At 70.9% G+C, this 21,043-nt stretch carries 18 protein-coding genes and 2 tRNA genes; 9 read left to right on the plus strand and 11 right to left on the minus strand.

The genetic code is table 11. The features are described 5' to 3' along the window. The first annotated feature begins 16 nt into the window (after positions 1-16). The 6 genes from gyrA to DY157_RS08490 all read left to right on the plus strand — a co-directional run bounded on the left by gyrA (position 17) and on the right by DY157_RS08490 (position 5,291). On the plus strand, positions 17-2,641 hold the full coding sequence (gene gyrA, locus DY157_RS08470) for a DNA gyrase subunit A (RefSeq protein WP_115728208.1): 2,625 nt from the start codon (positions 17-19) through the stop codon (positions 2,639-2,641). Further along, positions 2,638-3,033, plus strand: a complete 396-nt coding sequence (locus DY157_RS08475) for a DUF3566 domain-containing protein (protein WP_115728209.1) — start codon at positions 2,638-2,640, stop codon at positions 3,031-3,033. Before gyrA ends, DY157_RS08475 begins: the two co-directional genes overlap by 4 nt. 84 nt (positions 3,034-3,117) lie before the next feature. Next, positions 3,118-3,194 (plus strand) — tRNA-Ile (locus DY157_RS08480). 32 nt (positions 3,195-3,226) lie between these two features. Next, on the plus strand, positions 3,227-3,364 hold the full coding sequence (locus DY157_RS11475; RefSeq protein ID WP_174232145.1) for a DLW-39 family protein: 138 nt from the start codon (positions 3,227-3,229) through the stop codon (positions 3,362-3,364). Positions 3,365-3,378: 14 nt separating this feature from the next. After that, a tRNA-Ala gene (locus DY157_RS08485) sits at positions 3,379-3,454 on the plus strand. A gap of 181 nt (positions 3,455-3,635) precedes the next feature. Beyond that, positions 3,636-5,291 (plus strand): ATP-binding cassette domain-containing protein, encoded by a 1,656-nt coding sequence (locus DY157_RS08490; protein WP_115728210.1) that lies wholly within the window; start codon positions 3,636-3,638, stop codon positions 5,289-5,291. 199 nt (positions 5,292-5,490) lie between these two features. Here the strand turns inward: DY157_RS08490 and DY157_RS08495 are convergent, their stop codons facing one another. Next, positions 5,491-6,582, minus strand: coding sequence for an Mbeg1-like protein (locus DY157_RS08495; protein ID WP_115728211.1), 1,092 nt, complete (start codon positions 6,580-6,582; stop codon positions 5,491-5,493). Positions 6,583-6,832: 250 nt separating this feature from the next. On the opposite strand from DY157_RS08495, the gene DY157_RS08500 reads away from it, so the two are divergent. Next, complete coding sequence (locus tag DY157_RS08500; protein WP_115728212.1) at positions 6,833-7,093, plus strand: GlsB/YeaQ/YmgE family stress response membrane protein; 261 nt, start codon at positions 6,833-6,835, stop codon at positions 7,091-7,093. A gap of 162 nt (positions 7,094-7,255) precedes the next feature. Here DY157_RS08500 and DY157_RS08505 read toward each other — a convergent pair whose 3' ends face one another. The 3 genes from DY157_RS08505 to DY157_RS08515 are packed head-to-tail and all read right to left on the minus strand — an operon-like array spanning position 7,256 to position 9,008. After that, entirely contained in the window at positions 7,256-8,011 is a 756-nt protein-coding gene (locus DY157_RS08505; protein ID WP_115728213.1) for a phosphatase PAP2 family protein, read from the minus strand. Further along, entirely contained in the window at positions 8,008-8,412 is a 405-nt protein-coding gene (locus DY157_RS08510; protein WP_115728214.1) for a YchJ family protein, read from the minus strand. Before DY157_RS08510 ends, DY157_RS08505 begins: the two co-directional genes overlap by 4 nt. Then, a complete protein-coding gene (locus DY157_RS08515; RefSeq protein ID WP_160159496.1) occupies positions 8,409-9,008 on the minus strand; it encodes a VanZ family protein in 600 nt (199 codons plus the stop codon). The genes DY157_RS08510 and DY157_RS08515 overlap by 4 nt, the downstream gene beginning before the upstream one ends. Before the next feature lie 129 nt (positions 9,009-9,137). On the opposite strand from DY157_RS08515, the gene DY157_RS08520 reads away from it, so the two are divergent. Next, positions 9,138-10,016, plus strand: coding sequence for an SDR family oxidoreductase (locus DY157_RS08520; RefSeq protein WP_115728216.1), 879 nt, complete (start codon positions 9,138-9,140; stop codon positions 10,014-10,016). A gap of 93 nt (positions 10,017-10,109) precedes the next feature. Here the strand turns inward: DY157_RS08520 and DY157_RS08525 are convergent, their stop codons facing one another. Next, a complete protein-coding gene (locus DY157_RS08525) occupies positions 10,110-11,177 on the minus strand; it encodes an LLM class flavin-dependent oxidoreductase (RefSeq protein ID WP_115728217.1) in 1,068 nt (355 codons plus the stop codon). Positions 11,178-11,369: 192 nt separating this feature from the next. Then, positions 11,370-12,431, minus strand: coding sequence for a YeiH family protein (locus DY157_RS08530; RefSeq protein WP_115728218.1), 1,062 nt, complete (start codon positions 12,429-12,431; stop codon positions 11,370-11,372). 196 nt (positions 12,432-12,627) lie between these two features. Between DY157_RS08530 and DY157_RS08535 the strand changes: the two genes are divergently transcribed. After that, complete coding sequence (locus tag DY157_RS08535; RefSeq protein ID WP_160159497.1) at positions 12,628-13,809, plus strand: IS30 family transposase; 1,182 nt, start codon at positions 12,628-12,630, stop codon at positions 13,807-13,809. Positions 13,810-13,952: 143 nt separating this feature from the next. On the opposite strand, the gene trxB is transcribed toward DY157_RS08535, so the two are convergent. From trxB to DY157_RS08560, 5 genes are read right to left on the minus strand one after another with little or no spacing between them, the layout of a single operon-like run. Further along, positions 13,953-15,008: a thioredoxin-disulfide reductase gene (trxB, locus tag DY157_RS08540; RefSeq protein WP_115728220.1), complete on the minus strand. Its 1,056-nt coding sequence runs from the start codon at positions 15,006-15,008 to the stop codon at positions 13,953-13,955. A gap of 43 nt (positions 15,009-15,051) precedes the next feature. Continuing rightward, on the minus strand, positions 15,052-16,476 hold the full coding sequence (locus DY157_RS11885; protein WP_160159498.1) for a hypothetical protein: 1,425 nt from the start codon (positions 16,474-16,476) through the stop codon (positions 15,052-15,054). Further along, on the minus strand, positions 16,469-18,247 hold the full coding sequence (gene murJ, locus DY157_RS08550; RefSeq protein ID WP_407923469.1) for a murein biosynthesis integral membrane protein MurJ: 1,779 nt from the start codon (positions 18,245-18,247) through the stop codon (positions 16,469-16,471). The genes DY157_RS11885 and murJ overlap by 8 nt, the downstream gene beginning before the upstream one ends. After that, a complete protein-coding gene (locus DY157_RS08555) occupies positions 18,248-20,452 on the minus strand; it encodes a DUF6049 family protein (protein ID WP_115728222.1) in 2,205 nt (734 codons plus the stop codon). Then, the gene (locus tag DY157_RS08560; protein ID WP_115728223.1) at positions 20,452-20,895 is read right to left on the minus strand and encodes an NUDIX hydrolase; all 444 of its coding nucleotides are present in this window, start codon (positions 20,893-20,895) and stop codon (positions 20,452-20,454) included. Before DY157_RS08560 ends, DY157_RS08555 begins: the two co-directional genes overlap by 1 nt. Positions 20,896-21,043: the final 148 nt, after the last annotated feature.

Below are 21,043 nucleotides of genomic sequence, written 5' to 3' on the forward strand. Positions count from 1 at the left end.
CGAACGAAGGACCAACGTGAGCGACGAGCGAACCACCAGGACCGAAGAGGCGGTCGAGTACGACCGCGTCCAGCAGGTCGACCTCCAGGTCGAGATGCAGAGGTCCTACCTCGACTACGCGATGAGCGTCATCGTCGGGCGCGCCCTGCCCGACGTCCGCGACGGCCTCAAGCCCGTCCACCGGCGCGTCCTCTACGCGATGTACGACGGCGGCTACCGCCCGACCTCGTCCTTCTCGAAGTCCTCCCGCGTCGTCGGCGACGTCATGGGCAACTACCACCCGCACGGCGACGCCGCGATCTACGACGCGCTCGCCCGCCTCGTCCAGTGGTGGTCGCTCCGCTACCCGCTCGTCGCCGGCCAGGGCAACTTCGGCACCCCCGGCAACCTCGGACCCGCCGCGCCCCGGTACACGGAGTGCAAGATGGCGCCGCTCGCCATGGAGATGGTCCGCGACATCGACGAGGAGTCCGTCGACTTCCAGGACAACTACGACGGGAAGAACCAGGAGCCGACGATCCTGCCGGCCCGCTTCCCCAACCTCCTCGTCAATGGCTCCGAGGGCATCGCCGTCGGCATGGCGACCCGCATCCCGCCGCACAACCTCCGCGAGGTCGCGGCCGGCGTCCAGTGGTCGCTCGAGCACCCCGAGGCCTCCCGCGAGGAGCTCCTCGAGGCGCTCATCCGCCTCATCCCCGGCCCCGACTTCCCGACCGGCGCGACGATCCTCGGCCGCAAGGGCATCGAGGAGGCCTACCGGACCGGCCGCGGCTCGATCACGCAGCGCGCCGTCGTCAACGTCGAAGAGATCCACGGGCGCCAGTGCCTCGTCGTCACCGAGCTGCCCTACCAGGTGAACCCCGACAATCTCGCCGACAAGATCGCCCAGCTCGTCCGCGACGGGCAGATCCAGGGGATCGCCGATATCCGCGACGAGACCTCCGGCCGTACGGGCCAGCGCCTCGTCCTCGTCCTCAAGCGCGACGCCGTCGCGAAGGTCGTCCTCAACAACCTCTACAAGCGGACCTCCCTCCAGGAGAACTTCTCGGCGAATATGCTCGCCCTCGTCGACGGGGTGCCGCGCACGCTCAGCCTCGACGGGTTCGTCCGCCACTGGATCTCCCACCAGATCTCCGTCATCGTCCGCAGGACGAACTTCCGCCTCCGCAAGGCGCTCGAGCGCCTCCACATCCTCGAGGGGTACCTCAAGGCTCTCGACGCGGTCGACGAGGTCATCGCCCTCATCCGCCGCTCGCCCACGGTCGAGCAGGCGCGCGTCGGCCTCATGGAGCTCCTCGCGGTCGACGAGGTCCAGGCCGACGCGATCCTCGCCCTCCAGCTCCGGCGCCTCGCCGCCCTCGAGCGGCAGAAGATCATGGACGAGCACGCCGAGCTCACCGCCCGCGTCACCGACCTGCGCGACATCCTCGACAAGCCCGAGCGCCAGAGGGCGATCATCTCCGAGGAGCTCGGCGAGATCGTCGCGAAGTACGGCGACGAGCGCCGCACCCGCATCGTCCCCTTCGACGGGGAGATGTCGATGGAGGACCTCATCCCCGAGGAGGACGTCGTCGTGACGATCACGCGCGACGGCTTCGCCAAGCGGACGCGGACCGACAACTACCGCTCGCAGAAGCGCGGCGGCAAGGGCGTGCGCGGCACCCAGCTGCGCGGCGACGACGTCGTCGAGCACTTCTTCGTCACGACGACCCACCACTGGCTCCTCTTCTTCACCAACCTCGGGCGCGTCTACCGGGCGAAGGCCTACGAGATCCCCGAGGGCGGCCGCGACGCCAAGGGCCAGCACGTCGCGAACCTCCTCGCGTTCCAGCCGGACGAGCGCATCGCCCAGGTCCTCGCGATCCGCGACTACGACGTCGCCGACTACCTCGTCCTCGCGACGAAGTCCGGCCTCGTGAAGAAGACGCCCCTCAAGCTCTACGAGTCCGCGCGCACGGGCGGCATCATCGCGATCAACCTGCGCGAGGACGAGGCCGGGCGACCCGACGAGCTCGTGTCCGCCCAGGTCATCACCGCCGACCAGGACCTCATCCTCGTGTCCCGCGACGGCCAGGCCGTCCGCTTCTCCGCGACCGACGAGCAGCTGCGCCCGATGGGCCGCTCGACGTCGGGCGTGCGCGGCATGAAGTTCCGCGGCGACGACGAGCTCCTCTCGATGGAGGTCCCGCGCGAGGGCGCCGACCTCCTCATCGTCACCGAGTCCGGCTACGCGAAGCGCACCCCCGTCGAGGAGTACCCGACGAAGGGCCGCGGCACGCTCGGCGTCCGCGTCGGCAAGCTCGTCGACGAGCGCGGCGGCCTCGTCGGCGCCCTCGTCGTCTCCCCGGACGAGGATGTCATGGTGATCACCGAGTCCGGCAAGCTCGTCCAGGTCAACGCCTCCGACGTGCGCCCGACCGCCCGCAACACGATGGGCGTGATCTTCGCGCGGCCCGACGAGGATGACCGCATCATCGCGATCACCCCGAACCCCGAGCGGGAGATCGAGGACGATGACGCGGCCGATGAGGACGGCTCGGCGGGATCGGATTCGCCCGTCGACGGCGAGAACAACGGCGAAACGGCCGAAGAGGCTGTAGCGTCGGAGCAGGATTCCACTGAGGAAGGCAGCGACGAATGAGCGACGAGACCCACGTGTACACCGCTGAGGACGCCCCCCGCAGGGTCGACCTCGCGATCGCTCGCGTCGACGCCTGGACGGTGATGAAGGTGAGCTTCCTCCTCTCCGTCGCCTTCGGCATCGCGACGGTCATCTGCACCGCCGTCCTCTGGCTCATGGTCGACGGCATGCACGTGTTCTCCGCGATCGAGGACTTCCTCGGGACGATCGGCGCGCAGAAGTTCACGGCGCTCCTCGACTACGTCCGCCTCCCGAAGGTCCTCTCCTACGCGACCATCGCGGCCGTCGCGAACGTTGTCCTCATGACTGCGACGGCCACCCTGGGCGCGATGCTCTACAACGTCATCGCGTCCCTCGTCGGCGGCATCAAGGTCTCGCTCATGGATGAATGACCTGGTGCGCCACGTCACGCGGACGGATTTGGCTCCGAGTCGCGCGACTGTGTACCATGATCCGGTGCCCGACGGGGTACGGATGGGCCTATAGCTCAGTAGGTTAGAGCGCAGTCCTGATAAGACTGAGGTCGGTGGTTCGAGCCCACCTAGGCCCACCATCCGCACCGCACGACGAAAGGCGGAGATCCCCATGAAGAAGTGGATCGCAGCATTGTCGGCGGTCGCAGCGGCAGTCGCGGTCGGCATCGTCATCCGGCAGATCCTTGAGGATCTCTCCGACAACGTCGAGCTGTGGAAGTCCGTCACCGATCAGCCGCTCGAGGGCTGATACCCTCCCCTTGAGGGGCCATGGCGCAATTGGTAGCGCACCTGCTTTGCAAGCAGGGGGTTGCGGGTTCGAGTCCCGCTGGCTCCACCACTGAAGAGGCCCCGCACCTGGGAGAACAGGTGCGGGGCTTTCTCGTTGTGGCGCGGCGTATAGCCATTTCTGTAGCCATTGACGCGCCTCACTCGTGCTACCGTGACGCCATGATCGCGTGAAGCCGTCGGCCCAGCCGACACGTTCCCCCTTTTCCGCATCGATGCGTTCAGGAGCGCCCGTGCCCGCGATCCCCCTCCCCGCCCTCCCCTTCTCCTACACCGCCGAGCCGTTGCTCGAGTCCGTGTCCTTCACCGTCGTCAACGGCGAGCGCGCGTGCCTTATCGGGCCGAACGGCTGCGGTAAGACGACCCTCCTTCGCCTCGTCACCGGCGACCTCGTCCCCCGGTCGGGCGACGCCGCGATCACCGGCGTCGACGACGAGGCGGATCTGCGCGCCGCCCCCGACGTCCTCGCGATGCGCGGGACCGTCGGCAACTACCTCGATGCGGCGACCGCGTCGATCCGCGCGCTCCAGCAGCGCTTCGAAGAGGTGAACGCGGCCCTCGCCGATTCTCCGAACGCCGCCGAGGAGCGCCGCCTCGTCCGCGAGTTCGACGCCCTCCTCGCGCGCATGGAGACGGTCGATGTGTGGGGCCTCGACGCGAGGATCGAGGAGATGCTCGCCGGCCTCGGCCTGTCCGTCCTCTCCGGCGAGGAGGGGAGAAGCCGCGACCTCGCGACCCTCTCTCCCGGCCAGCGCGGGCGCCTCGAACTCGCCGCGACCCTCCTCGCCTCCCCGACCGTCCTCGTCCTCGACGAGCCGACGAACCACCTCGACGCCGAGGCGGCCCGGTACCTCTCCGCCCTGCTCGCGGACTTCGACGGGCCGATCCTCTTCGCCAGCCACGACCGCGCCTTCATCGACGAGACCGCGACGGTCCTCCTCGACCTCGACACCGCCCCCTGGCAGGCGCTCCTCACTGCGACGGGCGCGGGCGTCCTCCCGGGAGTCCAGCGCTGCGCCGGCGGATACGCCGACTACCTCGAGCAGAAGACCGTCGCTCGCGCCGGGCACGCCGAACTCCACGCCGCCCAGCAGCTCGAGAAGAAGTCGATCCGCGAGCACCGGCGCTCCGCCGAGGACATCAAGGAGGGCGGCGTCCGCCTCAAGGAGGCGACCCGCAAGGAGAAGAAGTTCTTCGCCGACCGCGCCTCGAAGACGATGACCCGGAGGACCCGCAACGACGACCGGCGCATGGACGCCCTCGCCTCGCGCGAGGTCCGCAAGCCGCGCGAGTACCTCCTGCGCATGGATCTGCCGAGCGTTGGCGAAGGCACCGGCTCCGTCGCGGTCGCGATGCGCGGGGCCGCCGTGCCCGGACGGCTCGCTCCCATCACGCTCGACGTGCGCGCCGGCGAGCACCTCCTCCTCACCGGCCCGAACGGCGTGGGCAAGTCGACGCTGCTCACGTGGATCGCGAGCGGCGACGCCCCGACCGCCGACTCGACCGGATCGATCGACCTGGGCGGGCGCCTCGCCCTCGTCCCCCAGCGGCTGCCCGAGCCGGGCGATCCCGGGCTCGACCCGGAGACCTGGGAGGCGGGGATCGGGGAGATCGGCACGGGCGTCCTCCACCCCTCGATGTGGCACCGGTGCGTCGGCGACCTGTCGGCGGGCAATCAGCGCCGCGTGCAACTCGCGCTCGCCGTGGCCGCGGCGCCTGAGATCCTCGTCGTCGACGAGCCGACGAATTACCTCGACCTCGATTCGATCGAGGCGCTCGAGCGGGCGCTCGCCGAATGGGACGGGACGCTCCTCGTCGCGAGCCACGACCGGTGGCTCCTCGATCACTGGACGGGGGAGCGGCTGGAGCTCGAGCCGGCGGTGCGCTGACCCTCGGTGCTCCCAGTGCTTGCTTCACGGGGGTTTTCAGGACGTCGGCGGCCGAAAAGGGCGGTGAAGCAAGCAGTGGGAGCACGCCGGCGGCGGAGACGGGCCCGCGGCGCCGGCGCCTGGCCTATTAGTGTCAGCGATATCGCCCTCGTGGCGTCAGGGCTGGCCCATTGACGTCAGCGACAGCGACCCCGCGGCCTCAGCGCCCGCGCTCCAGCCCGAGGCCGATGCGCGCGAGGAGCGCGAAGGAGTCGCGGACGAAGGCGCGCGTCTGCGGGTCCATCGCCGCGGCGCGCGAACGAATGCGCGGCAGGCTCGTCTGCCAGGAGTCGAGCAGGTCGGACACGGTCTCGACGCCCGGCACGGTGACGAGGTCGTAGACCGCATCGATGAAGGCCTCCCGCTCCTCCTCCGTGTGCGCCTCGAACCACGCGGTGAGCGTCTCGTCGAGGCGCCGCGCCTCGGGGGCGATCCGATCGACGAGGGCGAAGCCGTCGCCTTCGACGACCCAGGAGAACGGGTCGTGCTGCCAGAGGCCCACTCGCGTCGACTTCACGACGTCGTAGGCGCCCTGCTGATCGAGGAGCATTCCGACGACCGAGGAGTGCGGGACGGTCTTCGCGACCTTCGGGCGGACGAGGGCGAATTCGGGGCGCTCGAGGATCTCCGGGAGGAAGCCCGGGCCGTCGTGGGAGTAGACGCGGACGAGACGGTCCCCGAGGCGCTTGGCGTTGGCCGCGGCGGCCCAGATCGCGAAGTTCCCGCCCTTCGAATGTCCCCCGACGAGGAGCTTCGCGCAGGTCTCCTCGGCGATGCGGGCGAGGTAGTCGGCGGCGGCGCGCTGCGCGGGCACGGGGCACCGCACCGTCATGTTGAAGTCCTCCTTCCACCCGACGAGCGTCCGGTCGGTCCCGCGGAAGGCGACGTAGACGAGGTCGTCGGTCAGCCGATACGACGCGGCGGCGAACTGCATCTGGGCGGCGGGGTCGACCTCGTCGACCGAGTCGAACTGGACGACGTCGCGGTAGCGGGGGCTCGCCCCCATTGCGAGGAGGAGCGCCTTCGAGTGCGGCGGATCCCACTGCGTGGAGAAGAAGGTGGGGAAGAACTCGGCGAGGAGGAGGTCGCGGATCCGCGCGCCCGAGGGAGTCGCCGCGGCCGGGACGTCGGGGACGACGCGGAAGTAGGAGGCCCAGGAGAGGACGAGGCTGTCGACCGGAGTGAAGGGGGAGGAGTCGAAGGACGCAAGGGTGCGCTCGACGTAGTCGGTGATCGTCTCCGGTCGTCTCATCGCGCACCCCCTTCGTCCTCGTCGATGACACGTGGGCGCGGTCCGCGGCGTCGCGCGGCGAGTCGCCCGTGGGCCTATTGTGGGCGATCATCCGCCCTCACGAGGAGCATTCATGACCCGTGCCCTCGTCGAGGCGGGGAACATCCTCGCAACCTACGGCCCCTACGAGGGCTGAACCGCTTCGTTCTGCGGATTCGCCCGATCCGTGACAGGGTGGAGGAGTCCCGGAGTCGACGAATAGGAGAAACTCATGGGCATCCTCGGATACATCATCCTCGGCCTCATCGTGGGCGCGATCGCCAAGGCGATCATGCCCGGACGGGCCGGCGGTGGTTGGGGCGCCAACCTCCTCATCGGCGTCGTCGGCGCGATCGTCGGCGGCTGGCTCGGCAACCTCGTCTTCCACATCGGCCTCGGGTCCTTCTGGAATCTCAGGACCTGGATCCTCTCGATCCTCGGCGCGGTCGTCGTCCTCGCGATCTGGGGCGCCGTCACCGGCAAGAAGAACTGATCCCCCCAATCGACGCGAGCGCCCCGGCCGGATGGCCGGGGCGTTTCGCCTTTCCCGTAGGGGCGTGTGTACGACCATGCGGGTGCGGGGCCAAAGGACGCCACGTGTTGGTCTGACTGGGAACTTTCGGCATGCGGGGCGAGTGGGCCGCGGGCGCGGACCTCAGGCCTCGTCGGCCTCAAGCGGGTCCTCGTCGCCGAAGACGAGCCCCGCGCAGACGAGCGGGACGCCGGTGCCGACCATCGCGCCGCCGATGACGTCGCTCAGCCAGTGGGCGCCGAGGTAGAGGCGCGAGACTCCGACGAGGAGCGTGACGAGCGCGGCGATCGCCCAGACGGCGGCTGTGCGCCGATTCCTCCGCCATGTGAGCGCCCCCGCGTCGAGGGCGACGGTCCGCCAGCCGGTGGCCGCGAGGACGACGACGGCGGCCGCCATCGCGAGCGAGGCCGCGGCGGTCGTGTGCCCGGAGGGGTAGGAGGCCGTGAGCTCGACGACGAGCCGTTCGGGCATCGCGGGTCGGATCCGCTCGATCCCGAGCTTGACGACGACGGTCGCGAGGGACGAGAGCGCCATCGTCCCCGGGATGTAGACGCCGAGGCGCCACGACCGCGTCGCCGCGCCGATGACGACTCCGATGACGAGGGTCTCGAGGATCGCGGTGCGCGGTGCGAACACCGAGGTCACCGCCTGCATGAACGCGGTGAGCGCCGGGGTGCGCACGGAGATGAACCACGCGAGGACCGACTGATCGAGCGCCGTGAGCGCCCGCGTGCGGACGAAGAGACCGAGGACGACGGCGCCGACGAGAAGGAGGACTCCCGACACGATCCGCCACGCGCCCAGGTTGTCGGCGAGGTTGGCGATGCGCGCGGACTCCCCGGGGAGCGGCCGGGGCGCGTCGGCGTGAGGGCCGCTCATCGGACCTCCCCGTCGACGTAGACCCACCGGCCCGCGCGCCGCTCGAATCGGGACAGCTCGCGCATGACGCCGCGGGCGCCGGAGGCGCCCCTCCAGTGCGCGGCGAACTCGACGATCCCCTCCGCATCGCCGACGGCCCCGGCCTCGTGCCCGAGGATCTCGAGGCGCTCCCACGTGATCGCGGGATCGACGTAGGGCGGGGCGGGCCGCGTGCGCGGATGCCAGGAGCGGAGGAGGTGGTCCTCGTCTCCGAGCGCGAAGGCCGTGAAGCGCGAGCGCATGAGGGCGAGGGCGGTCGTGGCCTGCTCGCCCTCGAGGATCGGGAGGCAGCACGCGCCGAAGGCGGAGCCCGACCCGCAGGGGCAGGCGGCGGCTCCCGGAGCGCGATGGGGTGCGGTCATGTCGGCAGACTACCCGCGGACGAGGCCGGGGCCGCGCGTCGGCGGAGGAGCGCGCTCATGAGGAGCGCGCCGAGTAGGGCGCCGAGCGCGTTCGCGGCGACGTCGTCGACGTCGACGATTCGATAGGCGCAGGCGTAGAGGCCGAACAGTCCGGTGCCCTGCGCGGTCTCGATCCCGATCGAGAGAAGGGCGCCCGCGAGGAGCGCGGAGCCGGCGCCGCGCCCCGTCCTTCCGCGCACGAGCATCCCCAGCGGGACGAAGAGGAGGATGTTGAAGACGACCTGGAGGAGGGCGTGCGACCAGAGGACGGCGAGGGGAGTGGAGGCGGACGCGGCGGCGTCCCAGATGTCGAGGAGCGCCCGGCCGGGGATGAACTGGCGCCGCTTGACGTGCGCGGCGCACCAGGCGGCGGCGCCCGCGGCCGCGGTCGGGAGGGGGAGGAGCGTGTAGCCGAGGACGATCGAGCCGTAGACGGAGGCGAGGAGCGCGCCAGTCCGGTTGCGCCTGTCGACGAGGAGCGAGGGGAGGCCGAAGACGAGGAGCGCGACACCGAGGAGGATCGGGGCGAGTCGCATCGACGTCATCCAGGGCGGCATGGCGGCCAGTATAGGAAGGGGGAGGTGATCGATGATCTCGTCGGTCATCGCCCAGCGCGGACGGGGGATGCGCCGAGGACGGGACCGGGGCGCCCTGCGCGGATCGCGCGGGGGTGGGATCATGCGCCCATGAGCGCACTCGAGACTCCCCGCGCCGCAGGCGCTTCCCCCGTCCTCGGCATCACCGGCTCGACCGGGCGGATCGGCGGACGCGTCGCCCGCCTCCTCGCCGATGCCGGTGCCACTCAGGTCCTCCTCGCGCGGACTCCGTCGCGCGCGCCCGCGCTCCCGGGCGCGACGGTCCGCGCCTGCTCCTACGAGGACACTCCGGCGTCGCGCGAGGCCCTGTCCGGCCTCGACGCCCTGTTCATGGTGTCCGCCTCGGAGTCGGCGGAGCGGCTCGCCCAGCACCTCGCCTTCGTCGAGGCGGCGCGCGCGGTCGGCGTCCCGCGGATCGTCTACCTCTCCTTCCAGGGCGCTTCGCCCGATGCGACCTTCACGCTCGCCCGCACGCACGCGGCGACCGAGGAGGCGATCCGCGCATCGGGCATGACGTGGACCTTCCTCCGCGACAGCTTCTACCTCGACTTCTTCGCCGACCTCGTCGGGGAGGACGGCGTGATCCGGGGTCCCGCCGGGAACGGCCGCTGCGGCGCGGTCGCGATCGACGACGTCGCGCGGGTCGCCGCCGCGGTGCTCCTCGACCTCGACGCCTACGAGGGCCGGACCCTCGACCTCACCGGGCCCGAGGCCCTCACGATGGACGAGGTCGCGGCGGTGATCTCGCGCGTCGAGGGCCGGGAGGTCTCCTTCCACGACGAGACCGTCGAGGAGGCCTATGAATTCCGGAAGCGCTGGCCGGCCCCGCAGTGGCAGTACGACGCCTGGGTCTCGACCTACACCGCGATCAGGAACGGCGAACTCGCCCTCGTCACTCGGGACGTGGAGGAGGCGACGGGGCGAGCGCCGCTCGGCCTCGAGGACGTTCTGCGCAACCGGCGCGCATAGGGAACCGCCCCTTCGCAGCGCTCCCGGAGTGGGGAGGGCCGAAGGGGCGGTGCCGGAAGACCGGAGCGGGCGCCGAAGCGTCCGGTCCGGGAGTCAGTCGATCGGGTAGCCGGTCGTCGGGCCCTCGGTCGCCGGGATCCACCCGAGGGCGGGGGCGACGTGCTGGGCGAAGTTCTCGAGGATCGACACGTTGACGTCGACGCCGAGCGTGTTGGGGATCGTCAGCATGAGCGTATCAGCGGCCTCGATCGCCGGGTCGGACTTGAGCATCTCGATGAGCGCGTCGGGCTCGGCGGCGTAGGAGCGGCCGAAGGTCGTCCGGGTCGCGCCCTCGATCGAGCCGATCTGGTCGCGGCTGTTGCCCTCGGCGCCGAAGAGCGCGCGATCCTGGGCGGTGATGAGCGGGAAGATCGAGCGGGAGACCGAGACGCGCGGCGTCCAGTCGTGGCCCGCCTCCTTCCACGCGGCGCGGTAGCGGGCGATCTGCTCGGCCTGGATCTCGCCGAGGGAGGAGCCGTCGGCCTCGGAGACGAGGGTCGAGCTCATGAGGTTGAGGCCGTCGCGGGCGGTCTGCTCGGCGGACTTGTGGGTGCCCGAGCCGTACCAGATCCGGTGGTCGAGGTCCTCGACCCGCGGGAAGACGGGGAGGGGCGTGCCCGGGCGGTACATCGTCGGGTACTGCTCCTCGAGTGGGGCGGCGACGGCCATCGCGTGCCCGCGGATCGCGGCGAGGAAGGTCTCGAGGTGCTCGCGCGCGAGGTCCGCGCCGTAGGGCGCGTTCGCCGTGTAGCCGAAGGACTCCCATCCGCGCTGGGCGGGCTCGGGGGAGCCGCGCGAGACGCCGAGGGCGATGCGGTGGCTCAAGAGGATGTCGAGGGCGGCGGCCTCCTCGGCGAAGTGGAGGGGGTTCTCGTAGCGCATGTCGATGACGCCGGTGCCGACCTCGATGTGCGTCGTCGACGCGGCGATGGCGGCGAGCATCGGCATGGGGGAGGCGCCCTGCGGCGCGAAGTGGTGGACGCGGAAGTAGGCGCCGTTGACGCCGAGCTCGTCGGCGGCGCGGGCGATCTCGAGCTGGTCGTGGAGGGCTTCGTCGACGAGCGGGCCGCGGCCGGGGGTGAGGGAGTAGTGGCCGAAGGAGAGGAATCCGAAAGACTTCATAGTTGAATATTGAACTACGTGAGGCGTGGGCGCAAGGGGGCGCGCCTGTGATCGCCCTCCCTCCCCGGTCCCCCCCTCCCAACACGCGTTTGGCGTGTTTGTGAGTGTTTGGCGGGTCAAAACGCCCCGAAATGCGCCACCAAACGTCAGGAAAGCCGCCGAACGTCGGGAAAGCCGCCGAACGCGTGTTGGCTAGTGGGCGAGGGAGATGCCGATGAAGCCGGTCGTCGCGACGACGAGGGTCGAGGCCGCGGCGAGGAGGAAGGGCTTCGGTCCGACCTTGACGAAGTCCCTCAGGCGCACGCCCGCGCCGAGCGCGAACATGGCCGCAGCCAGGAGCGCAGTCTGGACGACCTTGAGGACCGCGAGGGCGCTCGCGGGCACGAGGCCCGTCCAGCGGACGAGGACCATCGCGATGAAGCCGGCGACGAAGAGCGGCATGATCGGGGGCAGTGCCCCGCCCTCGTCCCCCATGCCGGGGAGCGGGCGACCCGCGCGCATCGCCGACCGTCGCCACAGCGAGATCCCCGCCATGACTGGGGCGAGCATGAGGACCCGGGCGAGCTTGACGACGACGGCGCCGGCGAGCGCCGTTTCCGAGATCGCGCCGCCGATCGCGACGACCTGCGCGACCTCGTGGGTGGAGGAGCCCGCCCACAGGCCGGTCGTCAGTGGGTCGAGGCCGAGGAGGGCGCCGAGCGCCGGGACGATCGGGATCATCAGCGTCCCGAAGATCACGACGAGGCCGACCGCGGTGACGACCTCCTCCCGGTCCTCCGTCTCGATGACGCCGTCGACGGCCGCGACCGCGGCCGCGCCGCAGATGGAGAAGCCGCCGGCGATGAGGAGCGTCTGAGTGAGCGAGATGCGCAGTGCGCGGCCGATGAGGAGGGTCGCGAGGATTCCGAGGGCGACGACCGCGACGACGACTCCGATCATGCCGGCGCCGAGGGCGAGGACGTCGGCGATGACGAGCTGGAGGCCGAGGAGCACGACGCCCGTGCGGAGTAGGCGCTTCGCCGCGAAGGCGAGGCCCGGGTCGAGCGAGGCGGGTAGCGGCGCGGCGTTGCGCGCGATGACTCCGAGGATGATCGCGACGAGCATCGCGGAGAGCGCGGGGACGAGGTGATTGACGACGAGGGCGATCCCGACCGCCGCGAAGGAGACGAGCAGGCCGGGGATCAGGCGGGTCCATCCGGGTCGGGCGGACGTCGGAGTCGATGCGGGAGAGGGGGTCGCGCCGGGAGTCGTCATGACCTCCACGGTACGGGGCGGGCGCTCCGCGCTCTGGGACCTGAGCCCAAGTCGCCGTGTGAGAAGGGCCCTCCACCGAGAGCATCACCTTCGCGCGCCGAAAGCATGGCGGTTTCAGGTGGTGAGTGCAACGCCTTGAGTGTGTGGGGTGGTTGCTGTGGGTTTTCGTTGTTCTGAGGCGGTTCGCCGCCAGGTGTTGGATCTGCTGATTGAGGGTGTGCCGGTTAGGCAGGTGCATTTGCGGGTGGGTGTCGCGGTGTGCACGATCCGCAAGTGGGCCAAAGATTGGGGCATGACGTTTCGTGTGGGTTCGCGAGGCGGGTGGGTGGGCAGTGCGCCCGCCGACCCTGTGGAGGGGCTGGTCAGCGGGGTCGGGCATGGGGCCCGGTTGACGATCGGGGGCCGCCAGCTCATCGAGTACTTGCACGGTCAGGGGATGAGCATGCGGGGGATCGCCCGCGAGCTTGGGGTGGCGGCCTCGACGGTGAAGCGGGAGTTGGATCGTGGGGGCGGCCAGTATCGGGCGGTACGCGCTCATGAGGAGGCTGCCGGGAGGCGGGCTCGTCCCAAGCCGTTCAAGCTGGAGGATCCTCGGCTGCGCGCCTTCGTGGTCGCCAAGCTTAACGAGCACTGGTCGCCTGAGCAGATCTCGCGGGCCTGGGCGTGTGGGGACAATAGGGGGGTGACGATCAGCCCGGAGACGATCTATCAGGCCCTGTATGTGCATGGGCGCGGCGCGTTGCGTCAAGAGCTCAAGGTGGAAAAGGCGTTGCGGTCGGGGCGCACGCGTCGCCTGGCGCGTTCGCCGCTGGCTCTGGCGCGCTCGAAGGGGAAGTCGTGGGTGGAGGGCGCCAGGATCGTGGACCGGCCCCAAGAGGTGGAAGGACGCCAGGTTCCGGGCCATTGGGAGGGGGATCTGATCGTGGGGGCGAACAACAAGAGCGCCGCGATCACCCTGGTGGAACGCACCACGGGCTACCTGCTCGTCCGGCCCCTGCCAGCGTGCCACGACACGGCAAGTGTGATCGACGTGCTCGCCGACATGATCAGCCCTTTCCCGCTCACGCTTCGCGAGACGATCACGTGGGACCAGGGAGGGGAGATGGCGAACGCGAAAGACCTGACCAGCCGGACCAAAACGAAGGTGTATTTCGCCGACCCGCATTCGCCCTGGCAGCGCGGGTCCAACGAGAACACCAACGGCCTGTTGCGCGACTCCTTCCCTAAAGGCCCCGCCCTGAACGACTACCCCCCAGAAGCATCCGCCGAGGCCGAACGCCAACTCAACCCCCGCCCCCGCAAACGCCACGGCTGGAAACCCCCCGCCGAACTCATGCAAAAATTACTCGACGACAACGCCGTTGCACTCACCGCCTGAAACCGCCCATCACGTTCCCGCGTCGAGGGGATCTCGGAGCTTCTACGCCGTGCGGAGGCGCGGATGGAGGGCTCCGCACTCTCTGTGAGACGAAGCGCCCCGATGCCGAAGCATCGGGGCGCCCGCCAGTCTCGTGCGGAGGATCAGTCGTCGAGCGAGGCCAGCCAGCGCTCGGCGTCGAGGGCGGCGCGGCAGCCCGAGCCGGCGGCGGTGATTGCCTGACGGTAGGAGTGGTCGACGGCATCGCCGCAGGCGAAGACGCCCTCGACGCTCGTGCGGGTCGACGGCTCGTCGACGACGATGTAGCCGGCCTCGTCGAGGTCGATGTCCTCGGCGAGGAATCCCGTGCGCGGGAGGTGCCCGATGGCGACGAAGACGCCGTCGACCGGGAGGACCGACTCGGAGCCGTCGACGGTCGACGTGAGGCGCAGGCCCGTCACCGCGTCGTCGCCGAGCACCTCGGCGACGGTCGAGTTCCACGCGAACTCGATCTTCGGATTGTTCTTCGCGCGGTCGGCCATGACCTTCGAGGCGCGCAGCTCGTCGCGCCGGTGGACGACGGTGACCTTGGAGGCGAAGTTCGTGAGGAAGGTGGCCTCCTCCATCGCGGAGTCGCCGCCGCCGATGACCGCGAGCTCTTTGTCCTTGAAGAAGAAGCCGTCGCAGGTCGCGCAGTAGGAGACGCCGCGGCCGGAGAGGAGGTCCTCGCCGGGGACGTTCATGTGGCGGTACTCCGAGCCGGTCGCGAGGATGACGGCGCGCGCGTAGAGGAGCTCGTCGTCGACGGCGACGACCTTCACCCCGCCGGAGAGGTTGACGGCGGTGACGTCGTCGTAGCGGATCTCGGCGCCGAACTTCTCGGCCTGTTCGCGCATCTTCTCCATGAGGTCGGGGCCCTGGACGCCCTCGGGGAATCCGGGGAAGTTCTCGACCTCGGTTGTGTTCATGAGGGCGCCGCCCGCGGTGATGGCTCCGGCGAGGACGACCGGCTTCAGGCCGGCGCGCGCCGTGTAGATCGCGGCGGTGTAGCCGGCGGGGCCGGAGCCGACGACGAGGACGCCGTGAATCGTCGCGCCCTCGGGCACGTCGGCCGAGGGCCGGACGACGGCCTCGGAGTCGGCGAGGCGCTCGACGTTCGGCTCGGGCGTCACGGGCGCGCCCGTGACGACGAGGAGGTCGGGGAGGGGGTTGAAGGACATGGCGATCCAATCCGTCGGCGCCGGGGCGCCGATCGTCGAAGGGCTACTTGACGGAGAGCTCGGAGATCCAGGCCCACGCGTTGCCGTCGACCGAGGTCGGCATCTGCCGGAAGCTCAGGGCGATGGAGCTCGTCGTCACGGGCTGGGGCAGGGCGATCTCAGTCGTAGGCGACAACGCCGTCGTCATGAGTTCTGTTCCGCCGCGCGGGTTCGCGGGATCGGTGACGTTGCGCACGACGAGCTGACCGCCGGAGGTGCTCGGGTCCATCTGGAGGGTGATCGCTGAGACGGTCGCCTCCTTCTCGAGCTTGATGACGATCGTGACGTTCGAGTCGTCCTGGAACTGGTTGTAGTCGTACCAGCGCGAGTGCCAGGAGGTGTCGGGGTTGCCGTCGATCATGTTGACCGCGGTGTCGGGGTGGTCGCCGTCGTCGTTCGACCAGGAGAGGACGGAGACGGCGGAGATCTTCGGGGCGACGACGTCCTGCGCGGGGGCCTCGGCGCCGGAGTCGCCGGACTGCGCGGCCGACTGCTCGGACTGCTTGGCGTTCGCGATCGACTGGGCGAGGTCGAAGTCCGTCACGGGGGCGAGCGCGGTGCTTACGGCCCAGACGGCGCCGACGACGGTGACGATACTGGCAAAGATCAGGGTCGGCTTCGTCGGGTCGATGAGGCGACGGCCGTCGCGCCCGTAGACGGGCTGCTGCTTCTTCGGGCGTTCGCGCTTCGCGGCGGGGGCCGCGGGTTCGGAGAGCGCGGCGTCGAAGCCGGTGGAGGCCGCTGTGGCCGCGGCGACGCCGGCGCCCGCGGCTGCTCCCGCGGCCGCCTCGACGGGAGCGGGGATTCCGGTGCGCGAGTGGTCTTCGGGGGCCGGCGGGAGGTCGGCGGGGAGATCCTCCGGGGCGGGTGCCGCGTCCTCAGGCAGCGGCGGAAGATCGGCGGGCTCGGCGTCGTCGTCCTCGGGCGGGGGCGGGAAGTCGGTCGCGGCGGCCGCTCCGCCGTAGACGGGAACCTCCCCGGTCGTCGGAAGGGCGAGGTCGGGGTCGGCGGCGTCGGAGGGATCGGGGGAGGCGGTCGGTGCGTCGAGGGAGGCGCCCGCCGGGGAGTCGCCCGGCCTGCGCGCGTTCTCGATCGCGCCGTTGACGCCCTTGCGGATGCGCGCGGCCCAGCCGGACAGCGCGGCGCCGGCGGCGGCCCAGGCGGAGGCGCCGGCGGCGGCCTCGTCGGAGTGGGAGGGCCCGGTCGTCTCCTCGGGCTCGGGTTCACCGATCTCGTCCTCTTCCCCCTGGGAAAGGATGTCGTCGAAGGAGGGCCGGGGGCGCTCGGCGTCCGGCTCCTCGGAGCCTCTCGCGCGGAAGACGGAGCCGAGCTCGCGGCCCTCGTCGGCGCCGCTCCCGTCCGTCTCGTGACGCCCGCCGATCTCGTCCTCGTCCATTGGTTCCCCCGTCGTGTCGTGGTCTTCAGTCATTATCGCCCGGGCCGTCTCCGTTCGCCGGGAGCGGCGCGGCGAGGAGCGCGCGCAGTGGGGCGGGGACGCGGAGGCGGACGAGGAGCGGGGCGATCGTCCGGGCCGAGTCCGCGGGACCGAGCAGCCGCAGCGCGAGCATGTAGACGAGGGACGCGACGACGGAGACGAGGACCATCTTCGCGGTCGCGAGCCCGAAGCGGACGAGCGAGGTCGCGGCGATCGTCTCGACGCCGACGAGGCGCAGCGCCCCGAAGGCGACCGCGCCCGCGATGACGGCGCTCGCGAGGAAGATCGCGTAGGAGCGCAGAAGGCCCGCGCGGTCGACGAAGCGGTTGCGGCGCGACACCCACACGACGGCGATGACGCCCTGCACGAGGCGGCACGCGGTCTCCCCGAGGGCGGCCGCGGCGACCCACCAGGCCGCGCCCGTGAGGACGTACATCGTCCAGCCGACGATCACCTGGACGATCGTCGGGCCGATCCCCATGAGGAAGACCGGTTTGACGTCCTCGTAGGCGAAGAACACGCGCTGGCTCATGAGGACGAGGCCGGTCGAGGCGACGCCCGGCATGAGGGCAACGAGGATCCACGCGTACGCCATGACGATGCTCTGGTTCGTCTTCGAGTAGAGGACCATCTGCATCATCGGGGCGGCGCCCGCCATGAGGATCGCGGCGGCGAGAAGCGTGAGCGAGGTGATCGTGCGGATGCCGAGCGTGTAGTTCGCCGCGACTCCCCGGTCGTCGCCGTCGGCGACGGCCTCCGCCATCCGCGTGAAGATCGCCGTGGTCAGGGACACGGTGATGAGCGACTGGGGGACCATGAAGATCATGAACGCCGTCGCGTACGCGTTGATGCCGGCGATGATGACGCCGTCGTGCGCCTTCGCGTAGGCGTCGGCGAGGGCGGCGAGATTGTTCGTCGAGAGGACGCCGATCTGGCTGACGCCGAGCGTCGCGAAGGTCCAGCCCGCGACCTTCGAGGTCGACCCGAAGTGCGTGCCGCGGAAGTGGAAGTCGGGCGTGAACTTCACGCCGGCGCGGCGCATGGGGATGAAGAGGATGAGGGCCTGCGCGATGACGCCGAGCGTCGCCGATCCGCCGAGCACCCAGAACTGGGCGGCCGTGAAGTCGCCGACGTCGATGCGGTCCTCGGTGCCGCCCCAGAGGAAGAGGAATGCGGCGAGGCCGGCGATGCCGACGATGTTGTTGACGACCGGCGCCCACATGTACGGGCCGAAGACGCCGCGGGCGTTGAGGAGCTCGCCGAGGAGGTTGTAGAGCCCGTAGAAGAAGAGCTGCGGGAGGCACAGGAGCGCGAAGAGGATGGCGAGCGTGCGGATCTGCGAGTCGTAGCCGGCGGCCGTGATGACGACGAGGAGCGGGGCGGCGACCATGGAGACGATCGTCACGACGAAGAGCAGCGTCCCGGCGAGCGTGAGGAGCCTGTTGACGTAGGTCTCGCCGTCGTGCTTGCGCTTGAGGGCGCCGACGATCTGGGGGACGAGGACGGCGTCGAAGATCCCGGACGCGAGGAGGTTGAACACCGTGTTCGGAAGCGTGTTCGCGGTCTGGAAGGCCGCCGATACGCCGCCTCCCGCGGCGCCGATCGCCGCGAGGAGCATCGCGGAGCGGACGAACCCGAGGATGCGGGAGACCATCGTCCCCGAGGCCATGATCGCGCTCGCCCTCAGGAGCGAGGCTCGCGCCTGGGGGGCGGGCTCTGCGGGGCGGGGCTCTGCGCCGTCGGCGCCCATCGGAGGCGTGCTCATCTACTCTCCATCTGCCATGCGCCCGCGGCGCAGCCTGGAACGGATCGTGCGGACGAGGCCGCCGACGAAGAGGAGCCCGAACACGGCGGCCGCGCCGATCGTGATCGCGTCCTCCCAGCCCGCGCGCATGCGGACGAGGACGGCCCTCGATTCGGCGAGGACGGAGCCGTCGGGCGTCGAGACCTTGTAGACGACCTCGATGTCGCCCGAGCCGATCGCGGAGACCGGCACCTTGACGGAGGTGACGGCCCCCGCCTTGAGGGTGACGGTCGCCGGCTTCGTCACCTCGAGGCGGGGATCGGAGGGGACGAGGGTGACGACGGCGTCGACGTCCCAGGGCAGGTCGTTGCGGACGCGGACCGGGAAGTCCGCCGACTTGTTGATGAGGTTGACCGCATCCGAGGGCTCGGCGCTCACCTTCGCGCGCAGGGCCGAGACGCGGGCGGAGAACTGGGAGGCGCGGGTGCGCTGCTCGTTCGGTGCGACGGCCGCGGACACGGACGGGAGGAGCGCGTCGGCGACGCTCGCCTCGACCTCGTCGGGCGCGGAGGAGGCGGTCGCGAGGGGGACGAGGGCGCCCAGGGCATCGGTGAGGGTGGACACGGCCTCGTCGGTGTCCCCGGCGAGCTGCCCGGCGCCGACCTGCGCGCGCTCGACGTCGGTCGGCTCGGAGGAGGCGAGGGCGGAGAAGGAGGTCGGTTCGATCCAGCGGGAGGTGAGGAGGGTCTCGAGGCGGGAGGCGAGTCCGGGCGTCGGCGATGCGGTCCGCGAGGTCGCGGCGAAGACGGTGCGCGAGGCGTTCGGGCGCTCGCGGGTGATGATCGCGCTGATCGCCGCGAGCCCCTGCTCGGCGTCGAGCTCGTCGGCCGAGGTGGAGGTCGGCCAGTCGAGGAGCTGGGCGATCTGCTCGTTCTGCACGAGGGCGGTCGCGGTGGAGTCGGTCGCGCCGGAGGAGGACGTCTCACCGGTCGAAGTGTCGACCTCCGCGACGGCGAGGGAGGTGAATCCGAGTTCGGCGTCGGGCTGGAGGGCGCTCGCGGGCGCGATCGTCACGCGGTCGGAGAAGGCGGCGAGCTCCTTCGTCCCGAAGGTCGCCTCGGAGGGCCAGGCGATGTCGGTGAGCACGGAAGTCGTCGCGGCGGGGGCCGCGCCCGACTGAGCGGACTCGGCATCCGACGCGGCGGCCGACTGCGCGCCGGATCCGGTGGACGCGGACTGGCCAGCCGAGTCGGCCTCGTCGAGGGCGCCGTCCGGGCCCCATCCGGCGGCCGCCGGGGAGGAGGGGAAGGCGGTGATCGACGACTCGGCGCGGCTGAGGAGCGAGCGGGAGCCGGACAGGGCGAGGGCTCCGAGATCGGCGTCCCCGGTCGGCAGGGCGACGACCTCGCCGGTGCGGGTGAGGAGGTTCGCGACGAAGGCGGCGCTCGCGGCGTTCTCCTCGTCGGCGGCCGATTGGGCGGCCTCGGCGTCGGCGGCCGTCGCATCCGCCTCGACGGGCGTCGGGAGGACCGCCGCGTCCATTGCGAGGGTCGCGCCCTTCATCGTCGCGATCGCGGAGACGGCGAGACGCTCGGCGTCGTCGCCGGTGGAGTTCTGCGAGGTCCAGGGGACGAGAGCGGACACGCGGGTCGGCGCGACCGCGGCGCCCGAGTCCCACAGGACGATCGAGCGGTCGTGCCCGCTCGCCCCGTCCGAGAACGCGCCGACCGCGACCGTTCTCGGACCCCAGTTCGTCGACGAGCCGAGGGGGAGCTGGTCGACGGGGACGCGGAACTCGAACTTCGCGGTCGCGCCCGCGTCGAGGTCCTCCCCGAGATTCGTCGCGCTCACGGTCGTCCCGGGGGAGTTCTCGCCGTCGAGGGCCGCGGCGAGTTCGGCGACGGAGATGGGAGTCGTCTGGCCCATCGCGAGGAGGATCGCCGGGGTCGTCAGCGTCCGTTCGGTCGTGTTCGTCACCGTTCCGGAGACGACGAGCTCGCCCTCGTCGGTGAGGATCCGAGGGGTGAGGGCGTCGATCGACACGGAGAGGCCGTCGGCGCTCGTCGAGGAGGCGAAGAGCGCGGGGCGCGAGTCGCTCGACGAGGACGCGTCTGCCCCCGACTGGGGGGAGTCGGCGCGGGCGGGGGCGCCGAGCGGGGCGAGGAGGCCGAGGGCGAGGAGCGCGGCGCCGAGGGCGCGGTGGGTACGGGGGGCCCGGCGCGCCATCACGCGTCCCTGTAGAGGAGGTCGAGGGCGATCGCGACGATCCTCCGCTCGTTCGGGTAGGCGAGGCGGTGAGAGAGGTCCTTCAGGGGCATCCACGCCGCCTCCTCGGCCTCGTGGTCGGGGTCGTGCTCGACGGTGATCGAACCGGACTCGTAGCCCATGAGGTAGTGGTGAACGACCTTGTGGACGCGCCTGTCGGTGCCGGAGAACCAGTAGTCGATGCTCGCGAGATGCCGGATGATCCGCCCGTGGATCCCGGTCTCCTCCGCGACCTCGCGCAGCGCCGCCTGCTCGGCGGTCTCCCCGGCCTCGAGGTGGCCCTTCGGGAGGCACCACTCGATCCGTCCCGCGCGGTTGCGCCGGGCGATGAGCGCCGCGTAGGGGACGCCGTCGACGACGTCGACGACGATGCCGCCCGCGGAGGTCTCCGAGGAGATCGGCATATGGGCCGAATGGACGTGGATCGGGCGCGACGAGGCATGACGGCGAGGGGGTCGGGGGACCCCCTGTCGGAATTCCGTCGGTCGCGCGGGCATGCGTCCACTCTAGTCGGCGGTCGCCGACCGATGGTCGCGCGCCGCCGGGCGGCAG

This window comes from Actinomyces culturomici, assembly GCF_900499005.1.
GTDB lineage: Bacteria > Actinomycetota > Actinomycetes > Actinomycetales > Actinomycetaceae > Pauljensenia > Pauljensenia culturomici.